Origin of the sequence: Microcystis aeruginosa NIES-2549, assembly GCF_000981785.2 — a bacterium.
GTDB classification, from domain to species: Bacteria; Cyanobacteriota; Cyanobacteriia; order Cyanobacteriales; family Microcystaceae; genus Microcystis; species Microcystis aeruginosa_C.
The window spans coordinates 918,230-937,296 of record NZ_CP011304.1; the positions used below are offsets into that span (position 1 = coordinate 918,230).

The following is a 19,067-nucleotide window of genomic DNA, read 5'->3' on the forward strand; positions in this document are numbered from 1 at the left end:
AAAGTGGGTTAGCTGCCATGAGTTCTTTGATAATTCCTCTCTCCGATTCCCTCCCTTGCTTGCCTAAATCGGGAATGCCTGTGACGATTATTACTGGTTTTTTAGGCAGTGGAAAAACCACTTTACTAAATCATATTCTTGACAATAAAGAAGGTTTAAAAGTTGCCGTTTTAGTCAATGAGTTTGGGGATATTAATATTGATTCTCAATTGCTTGTTTCCATCGATGAAGATATGGTAGAATTGAGTAATGGCTGTATTTGTTGTACAATTAATGATAGTTTAATTGAGACAGTCTATCAGGTCTTAGAAAAAGAAATACCCGTGGACTATCTAATCATTGAAACCACAGGATTAGCCGATCCTTTGCCAATTATCCTCACTTTCTTAGCCACGGAATTAAAATATCTGACTCGCTTAGATTCTATTATTACCCTCGTGGATTCTGAAACCTTTACTGCTGATCATTTTGATAGTAATATTGCCCTTAGTCAAATTCGTTATGGTGACGTGGTAATTCTCAATAAAATAGATCGAGTAAGTGGCAAAAAATTAGATGATTTAGAAAAGTTTATTCGTCGGGAAAAAGAGGGTATAAGACTCCTAAAAAGTAGTTATGGTCAGGTTCCTTTGGGTTTATTGTTAGATCTAGGTTTAACTAAAGAAGAATTGTATAAAGTCCAGTTGAGAGACTTTCAAAAAAATCGCCCAATCTCCAGTGATAATCAATCTCCTGAAGACTTTAATTTTGTCTCCTTTGTTAGCGATAAACCATTTAATCTAGATAAATTTGAACCTTTTCTCACGGAAAAAATGCCGATAAATGTTTTTCGAGCAAAAGGGATTCTCTGGTTTCAACAAAGCGATTTAAAACATATTTTTCAATTGAGCGGTCTTCGTTACGATCTGCAAGCGGTAGAATGGGATACATCTCCTAATAATCAGTTAGTTTTTATCGGCAGAAATTTAAATAAAGAGGAAATCTTGACACAACTAAACGAATGCTTGGCTAGTTCTCAAAAAATTAAAAAGGACAAACTAAGTAGGTAGGTGTTAAAAGTTTTCAGACACCCCCCTTATCAAGGGGGGCAGGGGGGATCGAACCTAAAATCCATTTTTAATTTAATTATAACCAGCTACTTATGAATAATTTATGGATAAAAACTTTAAAATTTAACGAACCCTCGATCCAATGGTTTTACGTCTCTTTGTTCTCCAAGCTCATTATCGCAAACCCTTGCACTTTACGGAAGCGGCGATCACAATTAAAAATGATGGGAATTATCTTAGTTGATTTACCCGATGGACAAAGCCAATGGTATCCTAGAGAAAAGAGCCATAACCATGATTAATACCGCAAGAAACCGCCAATTTTTCCCAAAATAACCTTGCTAAGTCTAGAGGATTGGTTAAGGAAGATTACTTGCCCCAATCTAACTTATGCTAGAATGATTATCATTACCACAATAAAGAAGGAGCAAAATGATTATCGTGGTGACGGGGGGTATAGCTGCGGGAAAAACCCATTGGATTCGCCAACAAATCGCCCAAAGCAAGCAGCCAAGTCTATATTTTAGTCCCCAGACGGAAACTTTTCCCATTGATCATCTCACTTTACAGAGTGACTTTCCCCAGTTGTCCTCTATTTCTAGGGAAGAAGAAGACCTTTTGAGCAGTTTATCCATGGAAAACACGGTTTATATGGAAGTACCATGGCATTTAGACGCGCAATCCCTCGAAAGCTTTCTAAAACCCCTCAATTGTCATCGGGTAGCGATTACGTCTCCAGACGAAGAAATCCCCGAAGGACAAGTTCCCGTCGATGAAATGGTCATCAGTCCCGTCAAAACAACCATAAAAGGTGATCAATGGTTAAAAAAACGAGAAATACAGATTTATAGAGCCGTTTTAACGGGAGAAATCCTCGATTTTTCCAGTTTAACCACCTTTTGGACAGAATTAACCCAAGGGGCCTATGGGGAAGTGCTGCGGGTTAAAAGTATCTTCGATATCATCGACGGTCAGTGTATTTATGGGGAATTTATGGATGAATGGCCAGAAAAAGACTTTCAAAGCTTAAATTTCCCCTTAAATGTCGATGGGAGACCGAATCGCTTCAGTGGGATTGAAATCGTCGGTCGCAATCTCGATAAACCGACAATTGCCGATACCCTGAGTGATTGTTGTCTGTCCGATGAGGCACTTTTTTATTATCAACAACAATTTCAAGAATCTTTAGAGCCAGAAATGGAGTTAATCTGATGAAAATAGCCGTTTTATCCTGTATTCATGGCAATATGCCCGCTTTAAATGCTGTTTTGCAAGATTTAGACCAACAGGGTTGTCAAGAAATCTACTGTTTAGGGGATTTGGTTGGGTATGGACCCCATCCTAACCAAGTGGTGGAAAAAATCCGTCAACTGGGGATTACTACAGTACAAGGGTGTTGGGATGAGGATATCGTTGAGGGATTAAATGCCTGTGAGTGCAGTTATCCGTCGCTTTTAGCAGAAAAACGCGGTAGATTAGCTCATGAGTGGACAAATCAAATAATCACCCCAGAAAACCGTAATTATTTGTCAAAACTGCCCGAAATTTTTAAGCTAGATCACCTCTGTTTTGTTCATGGTAGTCCCCAAAATAACCATGAGTATCTTTTAGCCGAAATGGACGCTTTTACGGCTTTAGAACGGGTTTTATCGGTAGATACAGAGGTTTTATTCTGTGGACATACCCACATCCCCTACATTCGCACTCTCGACGAGGGAAGCTTGCAAATAAAAGTGTATCAACCCGATGGGGAACAGTCGCGGCAATTTACCACACCAGTTAAACGTATCATCAACGTGGGATCGGTGGGAGAACCACGTCACGGTCGTCCAAATGCCACCTATGTGATTTACGATCGAGAAACGGCAGCGGTACAACTGCGAGAAGTGGCCTATAACTATCAGGAAACCTGTCAGGCTATTTTAGAATCGGGTTTACCTCCTATTTTCGCTTGGCGATTGGCTAAGGGTCTAGAATATGCGGAAAAAGCCGATGATCCGACTCATGTTTGCGAACGTTAATTTGTGATAAATCAAGAAATTATGTGGGCAATTTTAAGCGGTATTCAAGGCAATTTACCAGCCTATCAAGCGGTCTTGGAAGATATTCAGCAACGGTCAGTTACTGTAGAAAATTTATATATTTTAGGAGATTTTATCGGTGTTAATCCCGATAGTGAAATGCTAGTAGAACAAATACGTTATCCCACTAAAAATAACTTATATCCGCAGGTTTGTCGGGGATGGTGGGAAGAACAATGTCTAATTTTACACAGTTTAGGAGCCACAGGAGAACCGACGGAATTAATCCATAAATATGGAATTGATAGCACTAAACAACTCTGGGACGCAGTTTCTTTAGAAACGGTGCAATGGTTACGAAATCTCGATTTTGGTTTTGTCGAGTTGGATTGTTTATTAATTCATGGCAGTAGTGTCAGTGTTAGTGAAGAATTAACCCCCGATACTCCCCCATGGCAAATTTTAGATCGACTGCAACGGGTGGGAGTTAATAATCTATTTTGTGGTCGTGCAGGACAAGTTTTTGATTATTCTTTACAGTCCGCTAATTTAACCAGCACTGTTACTACTTTAGATAAACGGCAACCAAGTCAAACTTTGACGATTCAAGATAAGCGTTTAATTGGGGTTGGTAGCGTTGGTAAAGAATTAAATAAAGCAGTTTACACTCTCTATAATCCTAGTAATAATTGCGTGGAGTTTAGAACCGTACCTTATTAATCTTTCAGAGATTAATTAAATATTCAAGATTAATTTACAGCCTTTATCGTAAAAGTGAAGTACAAAATAACCTTTGCTAACTAGGTATTTTAGATGCGATAACGTACCTCATCTATCTAAGAAAAGCTGTAAGTAGGTAGGCGTTAAAAATTATCAGACACCCCCCTTATCAAGGGGGGACTAAGGGGGGATTAAGGGGGGATCAAGGGGGGATTTATCTTCAACTTAATTATAACCAGCTAGATAACTGAGGTAAGAGACTCTTGCTGACTTGCTTGCAGATGGGATTTAGCGCGAACAGCGCGGAACATCCCAAAACGACATAAACCCGTACCAAAGGCCAAACGCATCAGCAGAATTGTCGGCACTTCTCGGACGGATTTAACCAACCCAGTTAGACCAAATTGCCACCAACCTTGGGGACGAATCACCCCCTGCCAAATGGTATCAATCCAAGAGGGTAGAGTGGCTTTTGTCCAGTCAGCAGTCACCACTTCCCCATCTACCAATCCCGTGGCCGCTAACTGTTCGGCAAAACCTTCGATACTGGCAAAAGCGGGGTGGGACCACTGATCCAAAAGTTGGCGCATTACAGGACTTTCCCAGAAATTGAGCGGTTTTTGACGGTCATCTCGCTGATTCCAGTCCGCTACCACTAGGACTCCCCCCGGCTTAAGAACTCGCAGTAATTCCTGAGCAAAAACGGCTTTGTCCGGCATATGGGGACCGGCTTCAATTGACCAGACCACATCAAAACTCTCGTCGGGAAAAGAAAGGGCCATGGCATCATCGACCAAAAAGCGAGCATTTACATCTGGGGGTGTTAGTTCTTTGGCCCGTGCCACTTGTTTGGGACTAATGGTGACACCGGTAACGGCAAATCCGTAGTCGCGGGCCAGAATGCGACTGCTGCCACCAATACCACAACCGACATCGAGGAGAGTTGCACCGGCGGGTAGTTTATCCAAACCTCCCCAAGAGACCATTTCCGCCACAAAGTCGGCTTTTGCCTGTAGAAAGTCTTTTTTTTCTGGTGGGGAACCGTAGTGACCTAAATGGATGTGTTCGCCCCAATAATATTCTAAAATCCCGTCCTCGGTCCATTGGTCGTAGGAATTGGCCACCGAGTCCGACGATTGGTACTTGCGAGAGGAAACAAAATAGACGACGATAGCGATCGCTAGGAGTAAACCTAAAGATGATGTCACCAAAAGTATATTCATTAAATGCTGCCGGGCAAACTGATACAATGCTTAATAACTCTTAAAGATTATACAACCTTGAGGTTCTGTGGGCTGAGGTCTTTCAATCAAGATTGATAAGCGTAAGACGTATTTTAACCGCCTATGCTTGGATTAGCTGAATCTCCCCTAACTTCTTAATGCTGGCAAAATTCTCCCTTACAAGGGAGATTCCCCCAGCTATCTACCAGTTAATTGCACCCAGCTACTGAGAACAGAAAAAGCTATATTTATAAGTAAATCGAATCTGTCTTTCTGTTTAAAGACCCATGGATAACAAAATTCTCGACGTTCGCCATCTCACCGTTGAATTTTCTAATCAGAAAAGAACAACAGTCGCCGTTAATAACATTAGTTTTAGCTTGCAGAAAGGTCAAGTTCTCGGTTGTGTGGGGGAGTCGGGTTCAGGAAAATCCGTCACCTCCCTCGCACTCATGGGATTGGTTCCCTCTCCGGGGAAAATTACCCGGGGAGAAATTTGCTTTCGTCCAGCAAAAGGTCAGTCAATGCAAGCAGTAGATTTATTATCTATTCCCCCAGAAGAATTGCGTTATTATCGCGGGGGAGAAATGGCGATGATTTTCCAAGAACCAATGAGTTCTCTTAATCCAGTCTATAACATCGAGTTTCAACTCACAGAAGCAATTTTACTGCATCAAAAAGTCACCCCCGAACAGGCAAAAAATCAAGCCATCTCTCTACTGCAAGAAGTGCGCTTATTACCCAGTGATGAACAGTTAGAGGAGAAGTATATAGAAACTTTTCCCTTAGAAAATAAGGGTCATGTCAGAGAAAAAATTAGAACTTATATTCAAGAACAAAAAGAAGCAATTCTCAAGCGTTATCCTCACGAATTATCGGGGGGACAATTACAAAGGGTAATGATTGCCATGGCGATTTCTTGTAATCCTACCCTATTAATTGCCGATGAACCAACCACCGCTTTAGATGTGACTGTCCAAGCAGAAATATTAAGATTATTGCGAGATTTGTGTAAAAGCGATCGAGAAATGTCAATGGTTTTTATCTCCCACGATTTAGGAGTTATTAACGAAATTGCCGATCAAATTGTCGTGATGTATCAAGGAGAAATTGTCGAACAGGGACCGAAAGAAGAAGTATTAAATTCTCCCCAACATCCCTACACAAAAGGTTTACTTGCCTGTCGTCCCCGCTTAAACTCTCGTCCAGAAAAATTGCCCACCGTCAGCGATTTTTTACAAGTGGAAAAAGACTCTCAAGGTAAGATTATTAAACTACAGGAAATTACTCCACCAGCAGTTAAATTTATTACTCTCCAGGAGGAAGAAAGCAGAATTGAAGGTTTACAACATCACGAGAATATTTTATCAGTAGAAAATTTATCGGTTAGATTTCCAGTTAAGGGAGTTTTCGGGCAAGTAAAGACCTTTTTTAATGCCGTAGATCAGGTCAGTTTTGCCGTTAAACAGGGGGAAACCCTCGGTTTAGTCGGTGAGTCGGGCTGCGGAAAATCTACCTTAGCAAGGACAATTCTGCGCTTAATTCCTGCTACTTCTGGAAATATCTATTTCCGAGGAGAAAATCTCGCTAAGTTAAACCCCAGCGATCCAAAATTAAGACTACTGAGACGGGAATTACAGATAGTTTTTCAGAATCCCTACAACTCCCTGAATCCCCGTTTATCCATCGGTAAAGCAATTTTAGAACCGATGGTTATTCATCATACCGGCGGCAATTCCCAAAAGCGACGGCAACGAGTAGAATATTTATTAGAACGAGTTAAACTTGATCCTAATTGGTTTGATCGCTATCCCCATCAATTATCAGGAGGACAACGACAAAGGGTTTGTATTGCTCGCGCTTTAGCCTTAAATCCTCAGTTTATTATCTGTGATGAATCTGTCTCTGCTTTAGATGTTTCCGTGCAAGCGGGAGTCTTAAATTTACTCAAAGAATTACAGCAGGAATTTAATCTCACTTATATCTTTATTTCCCACGATTTAAGTGTTGTCAGATTTATGAGCGATCGGATTATGGTGATGAATAAAGGTAAAATTGAGGAAATGGGTACAGCTAACCAAATTATTAACTCTCCCCAAAGTGATTACACGCGTAAACTTATCGCTTCTATTCCCCAATTTACCGAAAGTCTTGCTAGTTAAAATTAGCCATCAAACCGAAAGGATTAGCTGCCTCTAATTGTGCCGATAAACCTAACAAAGTAATTTCATCAGCAGGTTTACCCACTAACTGGATTCCCACGGGTAAACCCTGACTATCAACCCCTGTGGGTAAAGCAATTGCAGGTAAACCACTCGCATTAGCAATCGGAGAAGGGGCAATCCAAGCAATCATCCTGTCAACCGCTTCTTGCGGTGGTAAATTTTCCCACTCACCAATTCCGGGAGGTTGATGTAGGAAAATGGGCAAAAGTAAGACATCAAAATTATCAAACATCGCCACAATTTGCCGCGAAATAACGTGCATCTGCCGCACCGCTTGCAGGTATTCCCCCGCGCTGCCAGAATTGTCTAATAACCATTGGTTAAGGGGACTTAATAACTCCTTGGGAATTCCCGTCGCCGCCGTCCCCGCTTGCCAAATACGCCGAAAAGGAGCGATTAACGCCTGTAAATCGGGAGAATACTCGGTTAAATGATGCCCCATACCCTCTAAAATTTTAGCCGTCTCGATCACAGCATTTTTATAGACGGAAGCCGCCTCGCCGAAGGGGGATATGGAAGTAGAAAAAGCGATTCTCAGGGGTTTTACGCCTCTCTGAGTGGCTTCTAGGAAAGAAAAGGGCGGATCGGGTAGCCAGTAGGGATCGCCCGTCGTATAGCCCGAAATCACGGTAAGCAGCGCCGCCCCATCTGCCACCGTCTTAGAAAGAGTGCCGTTAGTGGCGATACCGCTTTGAAATTCCCCCACCGGGGCATAGGAAACCCGTCCACGACTGGGTTTTATCCCCACCAAACCGCAACAACCCGCCGGAGTACGAATGGAACCGCCACCATCGGAACCCTGGGCAATCGGGCAGAAACCCGCCGCTACCGCCGCCGCCGCACCGCCACTGGAACCGCCTGCGGTATAATCGCGGTTGAAGGGGTTACGAGTCGGCAAAAAACCCGGATTTTCGGTGTAGGGAAAGGAACCTAGCTGGGAAGTGGCAGTTTTGCCCAGAAGGATAAAACCCGCCATTTTCATTCTGGTGACGATTCCTTCGTCGTATTGGGCGATATTTCCCTGTAAAGCGGCGACTCCGTAACTAACCGGCATTCCGGCGACGGCATTTAAGTCTTTAATGGCGGTGGGAACTCCAAAAAAAGGCGGTAATTCGGCAGTAGCGGCGATTTGACTTAATTGTTCCGTTTGGATGCTGGCGGTTGCTAGGGCGCTTTCCCCGGCGACATGGACAAAACTACCAATTTGACAGTCAAATTTCTCGATTCTGTCGAGGTATAAATGGGTTAATTCTAGGGGGGAGATTTGTTTAGTGCGAATCAGTTGGGCTAATTCTAGGGCAGATTTTTGTAATAATTCATCACTCATGAGCGATCGAGTTAAAATAGGTAAGTGAAAATAATTATATTCTTTAATGATAGAGATGGTTTTAAAAGAAAAAGTAAAAAAAGACCATTACTGTAAAAATTTCCCGATCCCCTCTTTTCTTTGAAAATTATGACCCCACAGTTAATTGAAATTCTCTCGGCTGACGAAATTCGTCGCACCATTACCCGTTTAGCTTCCGAAGTTATCGAAAAAAGTGGCGATTTAAATAACTTGATTTTGATCGGTATCTACACGCGAGGAGTGCCTTTAGCTAATTTAATTGCTAATCAAATTGAGAGCTTAGAAGGGGTAAAAGTTCCCGTAGGAGCGATCGATATTACCTTCTATCGCGACGATCTTGATCGCATTAAAACCCGCACTCCTGCTAAAACCAAAATGCCCCTAGATGTCACGGGAAAAACCGTGATTTTAGTCGATGATGTTATCTATAAAGGTCGCACAATCCGCGCCGCTTTTAATGCTATTATTGAGTATGGCAGACCGCAAAAAATCCGCTTATTAGTTCTCGTTGATCGTGGTCATCGGGAATTACCAATTCACCCAGATTTTACTGGCAAAAAACTCCCCACCGCAGCCGAGGAACAGGTCAGAGTTTATCTACAGGAGATTGACGGCAAAGATGGGGTGGAATTAATCAAATAAACAGATAATTGGTAACTAATCCCCGGAGGAAAATAAACAGAATTGCTTCGATAAGTAGGTAGGCGTTAAAAATTATCAGACACCCCCCTTATCAAGGGTAGGGTTGATTCATGAATCAACCCTACCTTATCAGGGGGGGCAGGGGGTATCGAACCTAAAATCCATTTTTAATTTAATTATAACCAGCTACTTAATAGCCACAAAAATAGCACTTGTTAAGTTTTTTCCTGTTTAGAAAACTTAACAAATTTAACCAACGAATTACTAAAGTCTGCTGAAGCTTTTACCCTCTATATATTTGCTAAATACAAAAATAATCTTTTTTAGGGCAAGGTAAAAGCAGCAATTACAGGATAATGATCGGAGGGAATAAGATTCAACCAACGGCAAGGATCGACTTTTGCCCAATCTAACTGCAAACGGCTATCATAATAAATGGTATCGATGGCTAAATAGGGGGTATCGGTGTAATTATTAAAGCTCATTTGTTCCGCTAATTCCAAATCGGCTAAAGCATCCTTTAATTTAATTTCTGACTGGAGAGGTTGAGTTAAAATCTGACGGGGTAATTGCTGAGAATTAACATTAAAATCACCTGTTAAAAATAGGTAATCTTTTGTTAAATCTAGTTGACAAAAACGCTCCTGTATGCACTTAGCACCTAAGTCCTTAGCTTTGTCGCTATAGTAATCGAGATGGGTGTTATAAAACTGTAAAGTTTGCCCCTCAAGAGTGCGAAATTTAGCCCCCGTTACCATGCGGGGATAAGGATTACCCCAAGCTTCGGTAATACTGCCAATAATATCGGGAGTTTCTGATAACCAAAATTCGTAAATTTCCAAACATTTCAACCGACTTGGTTGATACAAAATCGCACAATGTTCATCTAATCCTGTTCCCCTGCGATCGCTTCCTAAACTTTGGTATTTTGGCAATAAACGGTGTAGATCCAATAGTTGATTAGCGCGAGCTTCCTGAGTACCAATTATATCGGGAGAATAGTGAGCAATTAAAGCCGCGACTGCTTCCCTTCTTACTCGCCAATTACGCTCATCGGGATCGGGTTTATCGTAGCGAATATTAAAGGACATCGCTGTTAGTTTCATAGCAAAATGGAGAATAGGGAAGATGGAAGGGAATGGGGATTTCTGTCAGTGAATAGTAATCAGTAATCAGTGAACTGAAAACCCACATCTGATAACAAAGTCCGAATCTAAAACCTAATTCGTTAAGCTAAAAGCTTCGATGTGCTTAGTTTCTAACCTTCTTTTTAGGTAGGAGAATTGCCAGATTCTGTCTTTTGCCCCTTGCCTTCAGAAGCTGATAACTGATAACTGCCTTTTTCTAGGATCGAGAATCAGAATCTATATCTGTCTTCACTTCGGGGATAATATCCGGTCTTTGGGCATCTTCCCAACCAACCGGACGTTTAGAATTATACCAAGCGATCGAACCGATGGTGACAGCAGCCAGAAAACCGACCACATAAACTGCCACGAAATAAACGGGGAATTTGCCACTGGCCACTTCTAGGAGTAGATACATAATTTTTTCACGATTAAGCTTTTAATTTGTATATCTTAACAGAATCGGCCCCCTCATCCCTATTCTCGATCGCTACTGGTCCACCAACCGGAAGGCAGCCAAACACCGCCATGAAAAGCTATTTTTGCCGGTGTCATCACATATCCCCAGGCCTCGCCGATCAATTCTCGCTCTAGATTATAAATAGGGATTCTGCGACGCTGATACTCGTTTTCTTCTGGAGATCTGCCGGGTTGATAATCTTCCAAACCATCCAAAAGCTCAATATCATAATCTGCGTTAAAAGTCAATAAAATTCCCTTCACCCAGCCCTCCCCCTCGGTCAGTCCGGGATAACCGAGGGCGGTAAGATGGTATAAATGCCCCCTTGTGTAGGCGGTTTTAGAGTTGATCACTTTTCCTGCACAGTAGGCAGAATAGTTACTCTCCCTGGGTTTCAGGGTTCCATAAACAAAAACTTCCATCATCGATCCAATTGTGCAGCTACTCCTCCTAATAGGATATCGCGAACAAATTGACTGGCTAAAAGTTCGTGGGGAAAACCGAGGGAAATGGCACTGATATTATCGAGTCTTTGCAGCTGTTCCCCAGTCAGGTTAAAATCCACACAGGCGAGATTATCCTGCAATTGGGACAATTTTCGAGCGCCAATGATAGGAATTACGGAGTTAGGGCGATTTCTGAGCCAATTTAACGCCACTTGTGCCGGTGATTTGCCGATTTCTCTGGCAATCTCTAGGACGGTCTCGGCAATTTTCAGATCGCGATCAAGAATTTGAAAAGGTTGGTCGGTCATGCTTAAACGACCATCGACGGGGTTGGGTTGATTATATTTTCCCGTTAAAACTCCTCCTCCCAGGGGACTCCAAGCTGTCACCCCGATGTTTAATGCTTTGGCCATAGGCAATAATTCCCGTTCGGGGGTGCGTTCCTTGAGAGAATATTCTATCTGTAGTCCGATAAAGGGTGTCCATCCCCGTAGGGTGGCTAGGGTGTTCGCTTGGGAGACAATCCAAGCAGGACTGTCAGAAATGCCGATATAAAGCACTTTTCCCATCCTGACCAAATCATCGAAAGCACGCATCACTTCCTCGATAGGAGTGAGAGAGTCCCAAATATGAAGCCAGAGTAAATCGATGTAATCAGTGCCTAAACGCTTTAAACTAGCTTCTACCGCCTGAAAGAGGTTTTTTCGATGATTTCCGCAGGCATTGACATCGCCGGGGCGGGTGTTGAGAGAATATTTCGTGGCAATTACCCATTTTTCTCGATCGCCCTTGACAAATTCCCCCACTAATGTTTCACTGGTTCCGTTAGTGTAGAAATTAGCAGTATCGAGAAAATTGCCCCCCGCTTCCGCAAAAGCCTGAAAAACCGCCCGACTTTCCTCTTTATCCGACCCCCAACCCCAATCTTCCCCGAATGTCATCGTTCCTAGACATAGTTCCGAAACTCGCAGACCACTATTACCTAAAAGTTTGTAACGCATAATTAACTAAAATTTTGAATAATGAAGTTAATTATAATTGAATTTGATCGACATTTTTACTACAGCATCCAGTCTTTTTTGTCAAGTACATTTGATACAAGTTTCATAAGCTAACCCCAGTGAAAGCTATGACCTTAAAGGAGGATAAACCACCTCGGTGGGGGGGTCATTCCCCCGTTAACTGGGCGATTCTATTTAGGGTTTGCTGAATAAATCTAAAAACCTTGTTGGGTAAGACTTTTAGACTTTTTGTCAATCAAAAAGTACCAGGTATGGGAGTGATCAGGGGGAAAATTCCGGGACTTTTTCCCTAAAAATTAGGTAATTGGCCACCTCAAAACCGGTAAAATCCCACACCCCACACCCCACACCCCACACCCTGCCCCCACCGAAAAACTTTTTCAGCAGACCCTATTTAGTTGCTTGATTACCTTGGTTCGTCGTGGAGGGTTTCGGACGCTTCCCCAAGCTCGGCGTTTATGGGCCAAGCAAGTTGACACAATGCCTTACTTTTATGAAACCATCCTCCTAAATTGCCCTTAAAAAGGGGTATTTAAAGCTGAAAAAAGGGGCTTTGCGCCCCAAAAAATCTTTAGTCAACGGCTTAAAAATCTACACCAGACTATAGACAATTACTAAACCCAAAACTGCGGCAAAGACAATTAAAGCGTAGAATTGGGCGCGACCATTTTCGAGGTATTTGAGACCTTCACCACTGACAAGAGTAGCTAAACCGGTTAAATTCACTGCCCCATCGATAACGCGATAATCCACTTCCATAATTTGCCGTGCGAGACGACGACAACCCTGGACAAAAACTCGATCATAGAGATTATCAATGTACCATTTGTTCAGGGAAAAACGATACAAAGCGGGGAATTTTTCCGCAATAGTTGCGGGGTCAATTTTCTTCTGGAGATACATCAAAGAAGCGACAGTAATCCCGATTAAAGCAATCCCCACCGAATTACCCGCCATAATCAGAAACTCTGTCCAATCAAAAGCATGAACTTCTTCCACCACTTCGTTAGGAACATGAATAAAACCCTCGAAGAAATTCTGCCAAGGTTTACCCACCAAACCGATTAACAAAGAGGGAACCGCCAAAATCATGAGAGGTAAAGTCATAGTAATTGGCGATTCGTGGGGTTCATGGGCATGATGGCCGTGGTTGTCTTCTTCCTGTGCTTCCGAGTCTAATTGCTTAACATTCATCGCCCCCGGTCCAAAAGCTGGAATCGCGCCCGCATTGGCTAACAGTCGGCGTTTAATCTCCTTATTAGTCCCTCTAAACTCCCCTTCAAAGGTGTTAAAGTACATCCGGAACATATAAAAAGCTGTTAAACCCGCAGTAGCCCAACCGATTAACCATAAAGACGGGTTCGCCTCAAAAGCTAAACCGAGAATTTCATCCTTAGACCAGAAACCGGCGAAGGGAGGAATCCCACAGATGGCCAGAGTTCCCACCAGGAAAGTCAGGGCAGTAATGGGCATATACTTGCGTAAACCGCCCATCATCCGCATATCTTGCGCTAAAACCGGCTCATGACCGACCACATCCTCCATACCGTGGATGACCGAACCGGAACCGAGGAACAACATCGCTTTAAAATAAGCGTGGGTCATCAGGTGGAATAACCCGGCACTATAAGCGCCGATACCCATAGCCATAACCATGTAACCCAATTGGGAGATGGTGGAATAGGCTAAACCCTTTTTGATATCATTCTGGGTGAGGGCGATACTTGCCCCTAGGAAGGCGGTAAAGGCCCCCGTCCAAGCAATTACCGTCATCGCCGTGGGAATTGGCTCAAAAACGGGATACATCCGAGCAATCAGGAAAACTCCGGCGGCCACCATCGTGGCGGCGTGAATCAGGGCCGAAATTGGGGTCGGACCTTCCATGGCATCCGGTAGCCAGACATGAAGGGGAAACTGGGCTGATTTGGCCACGGGTCCAAGGAAGACTAAAACGGCGAATAATGCCGCTAAACTGCCGGCAATGGCTCCAGAAGAGACTAATTCCTCTAGACGTTCACCCATGATATCAAACTCGAAGCTACCAGTGGCCCAGAAAAGCCCCAGCATTCCCAGTAATAAGCCAAAATCGCCGACGCGGTTGGTAACAAAGGCTTTTTGACAGGCCTCGGCAGCCGCCGGACGAGTGAACCAGAAACCTACTAGCAGATAGGAACACATCCCCACCAATTCCCAGAAAACGTAGATCTGGACGAGGTTGGGACTGATGACCAAACCGAGCATAGAACTGCTAAAAATGCTCAGATAGGCGTAAAAACGCACATAACCGGGGTCGTGGGCCATGTAACCATCGGTATAAATCATCACCAAAAAGGCCACGGTGGTGACGATAACCGACATTAAAGCACTGAGGTGATCGATCGTATAACCCATTTTCAGGTGAAAGTTACCCGCCGATGCCCAATCGATCATTTGGTTGTAGGGAGCGTGTCCATTGATTTGACTCCACAGCAGCGCAAAAGACAGCACCATCGACGCGCCGAGGGTAGAAATGATCAATACAGCATTCACCTGTCGCAGACGATTGGTGACTTCATTAAAGGAAATTAAGCCCGCGCCCACTAGGGTAGCGCCTACCAAAGGCAGGACGGGAACTAGCCACGCGTACTGATAAAGCGGTTCCATTCAGTAATACCTAGTTTACAACTTCACACTATTTGGTTTATCTTCATCTATTGTGACATAGGTTAATTCTTAAGAAAGTGTTTATACCTAGTTTTGCTCAATAGGGCGGCGAAAGGTCAAAGGATCTTATCAATTTGGCAGTTTAGCGAGCGGGACGGTAATTTTTAGGGAGAAGCGGGAAAATTATCGAATAACCACGAAAGCAAGAGAAAGACCAAATACGGGTTTCCCCTAGCTAATACGACAATTTATTTAGTACAATTTAACTATACCGATCAAAATTAGTCCAAAAGGGAAATTATTCTTTGTATAGTGCCTGTCACAGTTAAAATCATTGAGTATGATGGGGAGTTTAACTTAACGAGGTATCATGTCCACCGCTCGCCATATCCTAGCACTTCTAAAAAGTCATGTAGAAGGCGAAGAGCAGCAATTTTATTCTGCTGCCCTACAGATGGCTGCACACGAAGCAAGACAAGGACATGGTAAGTTAGCCCAAGAAATTCGCGAATTAATTGACCAAGCAAAGGCTAGTAAATCGGTTATTGAAAAAAAATCTGATCCAATTCCTTTAGTACAACCAAAAGGAGATTTAGCCAATCTGGTTTCGGTCAGATATCCCGATATTCGATTATCGGATATGATTTTAACCTCTGACCTTGAATTTAGACTTAAACGAGTATTAACTGAACAAAGACAAGGAAAAAGACTCAGAGAACATAATCTTATGCCTCGTCGGAAACTGTTGTTAGTAGGTCCACCGGGTTCTGGTAAAACAATGACGGCTGAAGCTTTAGCAGGAGAGCTTAAATTACCTTTGTTTACGACTTTATACGATAGTCTAATGGGCAAGTATATGGGAGAAACGGCTAGTCGTTTAAAAGTGATTTTTGAGGCAATGACAATAACAAAAGGGGTCTATTTTTTTGATGAATTTGATGCGATTGGGACTCAACGTCATAATTCTAACGACGTGGGAGAAATTCGTCGCATTCTCAATTCTTTTTTGATGTTTTTAGAACAAGAGCAAGGGGATAGTTTGATTTTAGCAGCGACTAATCATCCTCAGTTACTAGACAAAGCTCTTTTTAGGCGTTTTGATGATGTAATTGAATATCAGCTTCCCGATGCCGCAATTATTCGTGAATTGATTGAATCTCGTCTTATTTCTTTTGAAATTGACTGGAAAGATTGGTCAAACATTCTTAATCAAGCCAATGGACTCGCTCAAGCTGAAATTGTCAGAGCGACAGATGACGCAGCCAAGCAAGCTGTTTTGTCAAATAGTCAGAAGGTAAGCGAAGATTCTCTGATTTCAGCTATTATGGAACGTAAGGATCTGAACTTCAATGAATAAAACCTAATCCCATAATGTCGCAACGTTCTCGCCGTCTTCCTCACTTGTATCTACGGAATAACGATAAATTTCGTAAAAGCGCCGATTATACTTCACCGCGCTCAGTTAATGCTCCACCACCACCCGATCGGAACAGAATAGAACACGCTGCAAAATTAGAACTTGCTATTGGTGAAGCGATTACGAAAGCTCGTCAACAATTAGAATCCCGTTTATCGGCAATTGCCGTCGGACAACCCGGATTCTATTTAGAATTTCAGGTAACAAAAGATCAAGCGAATGCTTTTGAAAATTTAGGAGATAAACGCAAAAAAATTGAATTAGTTGCTGTTAAGCCTTCTCCTGAACAAGAAAATATAGTTAAGGCTACTGTTTTTGTACCAGAGTCAGCGACAGAATTTTTTGAGAACAAAGTAGAAGAATATCGTGATGAAGAAACAACAAAAGGAAACCCAAAAAATGCAGCCCTAATAACACGACTAGAAAACGTTGAAATTGGTACAGTTCAATCATTATTTACTGATGATCCTGCTTTATTTCCTCAGAATGGACAATCAATATGGTGGGAAGTATGGTTACGTCGTGGACAACTTGAAGACTTCCAAACCATTGCTCAAAGACTCGATATTATGACTAAATTTCATATACATTTTCCCGAAAGAACTGTTACTTTAGCTATGGCTAATGTAGAAAAAATACAGCAAGTTCTTCAAAATTCTGATACGGTTGCAGAATTAAGAATTGCTAAAGATACGCCTTCCTTTTTTCTTGATATGAAATTAATTGAAAAGGAGGAATGGGTCGAGGATTTATGGAATCGAACTTTACCTCCTAGAGATAATGCTGTTGCTGTCTGTCTTCTTGATTATGGAGTTAATAGACGACATAAACTGATTGAAAAAGGTCTTGATAGTAGTGATTTATATACTTGTGATCCTAATTGGGGAACTCATGATCCTCATAATACACATGGTACAGAAATGGCGGGTTTAATTCTTTATGATGATTTATTTAATGCTTTACAAACACAAGGATATATAACGCTTATTCACCGTTTAGAATCAGTTAAAATTCTCCCTCCTGTCGGACAAAATGATCCTGAACTTTATGGCGCAATTACAGAGCAAGCAGTCTCTCGTCCAGAAATACAAAATCCCAAGCGAAAACGTATTTTCTGTATGGCTGTAACTAGCGAGCAGCCATCACCAAATTATGGAACTCCCTCCTCATGGTCAGCAGCAATAGATCAACTATCTTTTGGTGAAGATAATTTTAAGCGATTAATCATTATTTCAGCAGGAAATATCAGAGAAGAAATATCTTTATCTGATTATTTAACCCGCAATGATGTGGCAACAATTGAAAACCCAGCACAAGCTTGGAATGCTCTTGTTGTGGGAGCTTACACTGAAAAAGTTAATATCAGTCATCCCGACTTTCACGGTTGGCAACCTGTAGCTCCTTGGGGTGATTTATCTCCTAAAAGTTGTACTTCTGTTTCTTGGGAAAATCAATGGCCAATTCGTCCTGATATTGTTTGTGAAGGGGGAAATTATGCCTCAGATGGGGAAAATTATGCACAAATGATTGACGATTTATGCTTATTAACAACTGCTCATAGTCATAACTATAAATTGTTTACTTATATGTGTGATACCAGTTGTGCAACTGCACTCGCTAGTTATATGGCTGCTCGAATTCTTTCAGAAAATCCCAAATATTGGCCAGAAACAATACGCGCTTTAATCGTTCATTCAGCCGAATGGACTGTTAGGATGATAGCTAATTTTCCAAAGAAATTGAAGCAGCAAGATAAAAAAAATTTGATTCGTCGCTATGGATATGGTGTTCCTGATTTAGACAGAGCTTTAAAAAGTTCAAATAGTGACTTAACAATGGTTATTGAAGATCAATTGACACCTTTTAAAAAAGATGGTAGTGTCATTAAAACAGACAAAATGAATCTTCATAGCTTACCCTGGCCAAAAGAAAAGTTAGAAGAATTAGGAGAAGCCAAGGTAGAACTGAGAGTAACTTTATCGTATTTTATAGAACCTAATCCAGGGGAGCGAGGTTATAAAAGAAAACACCATTATGCCTCTTATGGACTCAGATTTCAAGTAAAAAAACCTTTAGAGACCGATGACCAATTTCGACATAGAATTAATAAAGCTACCAGAAAAGAAGAAAAAAATATTTCTGGCAGTAAAGAGGAAGATAACTGGTTTTTGGGTCCTCATTTAAGGAGTCAAGGTTCACTTCATTCTGATATATGGACAGGAACGTCCGTCGATTTAGCAAGTAGAGGAATGATAGGCGTTTATCCTGTTGGTGGATGGTGGAAAGAACAAACACAAGAGGAACGCCATGATCAACCTGTTCGCTATACATTAATTGTAACGATTCGAGTACCAGAAATTGAGTGTGATATTTACACCCCTGTATCTAATTTAATTTTAATCAGTCAAGATACACCCACTAACATACCAATAGAAACAGAGATTTAATCTTTACATCGAACTTCATCCATTAAATATATCTCAGGAATTGAGAAAATTGGTAACGATTCTCTGTCAGTTTCCCTACCAACTTTTTCACCTTCCCTCCCCAACAACCCAACTTAATCAGCGCGATTTAGACATGGCTAGAGGAAATAGAGGTTTAGAGGAACTAAAGAGTTGGTCAATAATGGGTAAAATGTTTGTGTATAGGACATTTTGAAACCCGCGGATTTGCCTCCCGATGGCAAACCATTCCCACTTCCATGGCGCGTTACGTCCCATA

General features: G+C 42.0%; 15 protein-coding genes. 8 read left to right on the plus strand and 7 right to left on the minus strand.

Annotation, left to right across the window (positions count from 1 at the left end; translation table 11 throughout):
* Nucleotides 1-17: 17 nt before the first annotated feature.
* From myaer_RS04350 to myaer_RS04365, 4 genes are all read left to right on the plus strand, one after another.
* Nucleotides 18-1,049: a CobW family GTP-binding protein gene (locus myaer_RS04350; RefSeq protein WP_046661102.1), complete on the plus strand. Its 1,032-nt coding sequence runs from the start codon at nt 18-20 to the stop codon at nt 1,047-1,049.
* A 432-nt stretch (nt 1,050-1,481) separates the two neighbouring features.
* Nucleotides 1,482-2,261, plus strand: a complete 780-nt coding sequence (locus myaer_RS04355) for a hypothetical protein (protein WP_046661103.1) — start codon at nt 1,482-1,484, stop codon at nt 2,259-2,261.
* A complete protein-coding gene (locus myaer_RS04360) occupies nt 2,261-3,070 on the plus strand; it encodes a metallophosphoesterase family protein (protein ID WP_046661104.1) in 810 nt (269 codons plus the stop codon). Before myaer_RS04355 ends, myaer_RS04360 begins: the two co-directional genes overlap by 1 nt.
* A gap of 21 nt (nt 3,071-3,091) precedes the next feature.
* Nucleotides 3,092-3,790 (plus strand): metallophosphoesterase family protein, encoded by a 699-nt coding sequence (locus myaer_RS04365; protein WP_046661105.1) that lies wholly within the window; start codon nt 3,092-3,094, stop codon nt 3,788-3,790.
* A gap of 239 nt (nt 3,791-4,029) precedes the next feature.
* On the opposite strand, the gene myaer_RS04370 is transcribed toward myaer_RS04365, so the two are convergent.
* On the minus strand, nt 4,030-5,013 hold the full coding sequence (locus tag myaer_RS04370; RefSeq protein ID WP_046661106.1) for a methyltransferase domain-containing protein: 984 nt from the start codon (nt 5,011-5,013) through the stop codon (nt 4,030-4,032).
* 287 nt (nt 5,014-5,300) lie between these two features.
* On the opposite strand from myaer_RS04370, the gene myaer_RS04375 reads away from it, so the two are divergent.
* Nucleotides 5,301-7,175, plus strand: coding sequence for an ABC transporter ATP-binding protein (locus myaer_RS04375; protein ID WP_046661107.1), 1,875 nt, complete (start codon nt 5,301-5,303; stop codon nt 7,173-7,175).
* On the opposite strand, the gene myaer_RS04380 is transcribed toward myaer_RS04375, so the two are convergent.
* Nucleotides 7,168-8,565, minus strand: coding sequence for an amidase (locus tag myaer_RS04380; RefSeq protein ID WP_046661108.1), 1,398 nt, complete (start codon nt 8,563-8,565; stop codon nt 7,168-7,170). The genes myaer_RS04375 and myaer_RS04380 overlap by 8 nt on opposite strands.
* 129 nt (nt 8,566-8,694) lie before the next feature.
* Here myaer_RS04380 and pyrR point away from each other — a divergent pair, with 129 nt between their 5' ends.
* A complete protein-coding gene (gene pyrR / locus myaer_RS04385; protein WP_004160703.1) occupies nt 8,695-9,228 on the plus strand; it encodes a bifunctional pyr operon transcriptional regulator/uracil phosphoribosyltransferase PyrR in 534 nt (177 codons plus the stop codon).
* Between the two features lie 323 nt (nt 9,229-9,551).
* Here pyrR and myaer_RS04390 read toward each other — a convergent pair whose 3' ends face one another.
* The 5 genes from myaer_RS04390 to myaer_RS04410 all read right to left on the minus strand — a co-directional run bounded on the left by myaer_RS04390 (nt 9,552) and on the right by myaer_RS04410 (nt 14,926).
* Nucleotides 9,552-10,334: an endonuclease/exonuclease/phosphatase family protein gene (locus myaer_RS04390; RefSeq protein WP_046661109.1), complete on the minus strand. Its 783-nt coding sequence runs from the start codon at nt 10,332-10,334 to the stop codon at nt 9,552-9,554.
* A gap of 238 nt (nt 10,335-10,572) precedes the next feature.
* A complete protein-coding gene (psb35, locus tag myaer_RS04395; protein ID WP_002737145.1) occupies nt 10,573-10,773 on the minus strand; it encodes a photosystem II assembly protein Psb35 in 201 nt (66 codons plus the stop codon).
* Between the two features lie 59 nt (nt 10,774-10,832).
* Entirely contained in the window at nt 10,833-11,240 is a 408-nt protein-coding gene (locus tag myaer_RS04400; protein WP_052734160.1) for a gamma-glutamylcyclotransferase family protein, read from the minus strand.
* The gene (locus myaer_RS04405) at nt 11,237-12,262 is read right to left on the minus strand and encodes an aldo/keto reductase (protein WP_046661111.1); all 1,026 of its coding nucleotides are present in this window, start codon (nt 12,260-12,262) and stop codon (nt 11,237-11,239) included. The genes myaer_RS04400 and myaer_RS04405 overlap by 4 nt, the downstream gene beginning before the upstream one ends.
* 612 nt (nt 12,263-12,874) lie before the next feature.
* Entirely contained in the window at nt 12,875-14,926 is a 2,052-nt protein-coding gene (locus myaer_RS04410) for an NAD(P)H-quinone oxidoreductase subunit 5 (protein ID WP_016514691.1), read from the minus strand.
* Nucleotides 14,927-15,296: 370 nt separating this feature from the next.
* Between myaer_RS04410 and myaer_RS04415 the strand changes: the two genes are divergently transcribed.
* Both myaer_RS04415 and myaer_RS04420 read left to right on the plus strand, forming a co-directional pair.
* Nucleotides 15,297-16,283, plus strand: coding sequence for an AAA family ATPase (locus myaer_RS04415; protein ID WP_002798035.1), 987 nt, complete (start codon nt 15,297-15,299; stop codon nt 16,281-16,283).
* A 14-nt stretch (nt 16,284-16,297) separates the two neighbouring features.
* Nucleotides 16,298-18,790: a S8 family peptidase gene (locus myaer_RS04420; RefSeq protein ID WP_046661112.1), complete on the plus strand. Its 2,493-nt coding sequence runs from the start codon at nt 16,298-16,300 to the stop codon at nt 18,788-18,790.
* The last annotated feature ends 277 nt before the right edge of the window (nt 18,791-19,067 follow it).

Coding starts and splice junctions, on each gene's coding strand:
- myaer_RS04410 (WP_016514691.1), bottom strand. CDS start 14,926: ATGGAACCGCTTTATCAGTACGCGTGGCTAGTTCCCGTCCTGCCTTTG.
- myaer_RS04370 (WP_046661106.1), bottom strand. CDS start 5,013: ATGAATATACTTTTGGTGACATCATCTTTAGGTTTACTCCTAGCGATC.
- myaer_RS04415 (WP_002798035.1), top strand. CDS start 15,297: ATGTCCACCGCTCGCCATATCCTAGCACTTCTAAAAAGTCATGTAGAA.
- myaer_RS04375 (WP_046661107.1), top strand. CDS start 5,301: ATGGATAACAAAATTCTCGACGTTCGCCATCTCACCGTTGAATTTTCT.
- myaer_RS04360 (WP_046661104.1), top strand. CDS start 2,261: ATGAAAATAGCCGTTTTATCCTGTATTCATGGCAATATGCCCGCTTTA.
- myaer_RS04365 (WP_046661105.1), top strand. CDS start 3,092: ATGTGGGCAATTTTAAGCGGTATTCAAGGCAATTTACCAGCCTATCAA.
- pyrR (WP_004160703.1), top strand. CDS start 8,695: ATGACCCCACAGTTAATTGAAATTCTCTCGGCTGACGAAATTCGTCGC.
- myaer_RS04390 (WP_046661109.1), bottom strand. CDS start 10,334: ATGAAACTAACAGCGATGTCCTTTAATATTCGCTACGATAAACCCGAT.
- myaer_RS04400 (WP_052734160.1), bottom strand. CDS start 11,240: ATGATGGAAGTTTTTGTTTATGGAACCCTGAAACCCAGGGAGAGTAAC.
- myaer_RS04420 (WP_046661112.1), top strand. CDS start 16,298: ATGTCGCAACGTTCTCGCCGTCTTCCTCACTTGTATCTACGGAATAAC.
- myaer_RS04350 (WP_046661102.1), top strand. CDS start 18: ATGAGTTCTTTGATAATTCCTCTCTCCGATTCCCTCCCTTGCTTGCCT.
- myaer_RS04405 (WP_046661111.1), bottom strand. CDS start 12,262: ATGCGTTACAAACTTTTAGGTAATAGTGGTCTGCGAGTTTCGGAACTA.
- psb35 (WP_002737145.1), bottom strand. CDS start 10,773: ATGTATCTACTCCTAGAAGTGGCCAGTGGCAAATTCCCCGTTTATTTC.
- myaer_RS04355 (WP_046661103.1), top strand. CDS start 1,482: ATGATTATCGTGGTGACGGGGGGTATAGCTGCGGGAAAAACCCATTGG.
- myaer_RS04380 (WP_046661108.1), bottom strand. CDS start 8,565: ATGAGTGATGAATTATTACAAAAATCTGCCCTAGAATTAGCCCAACTG.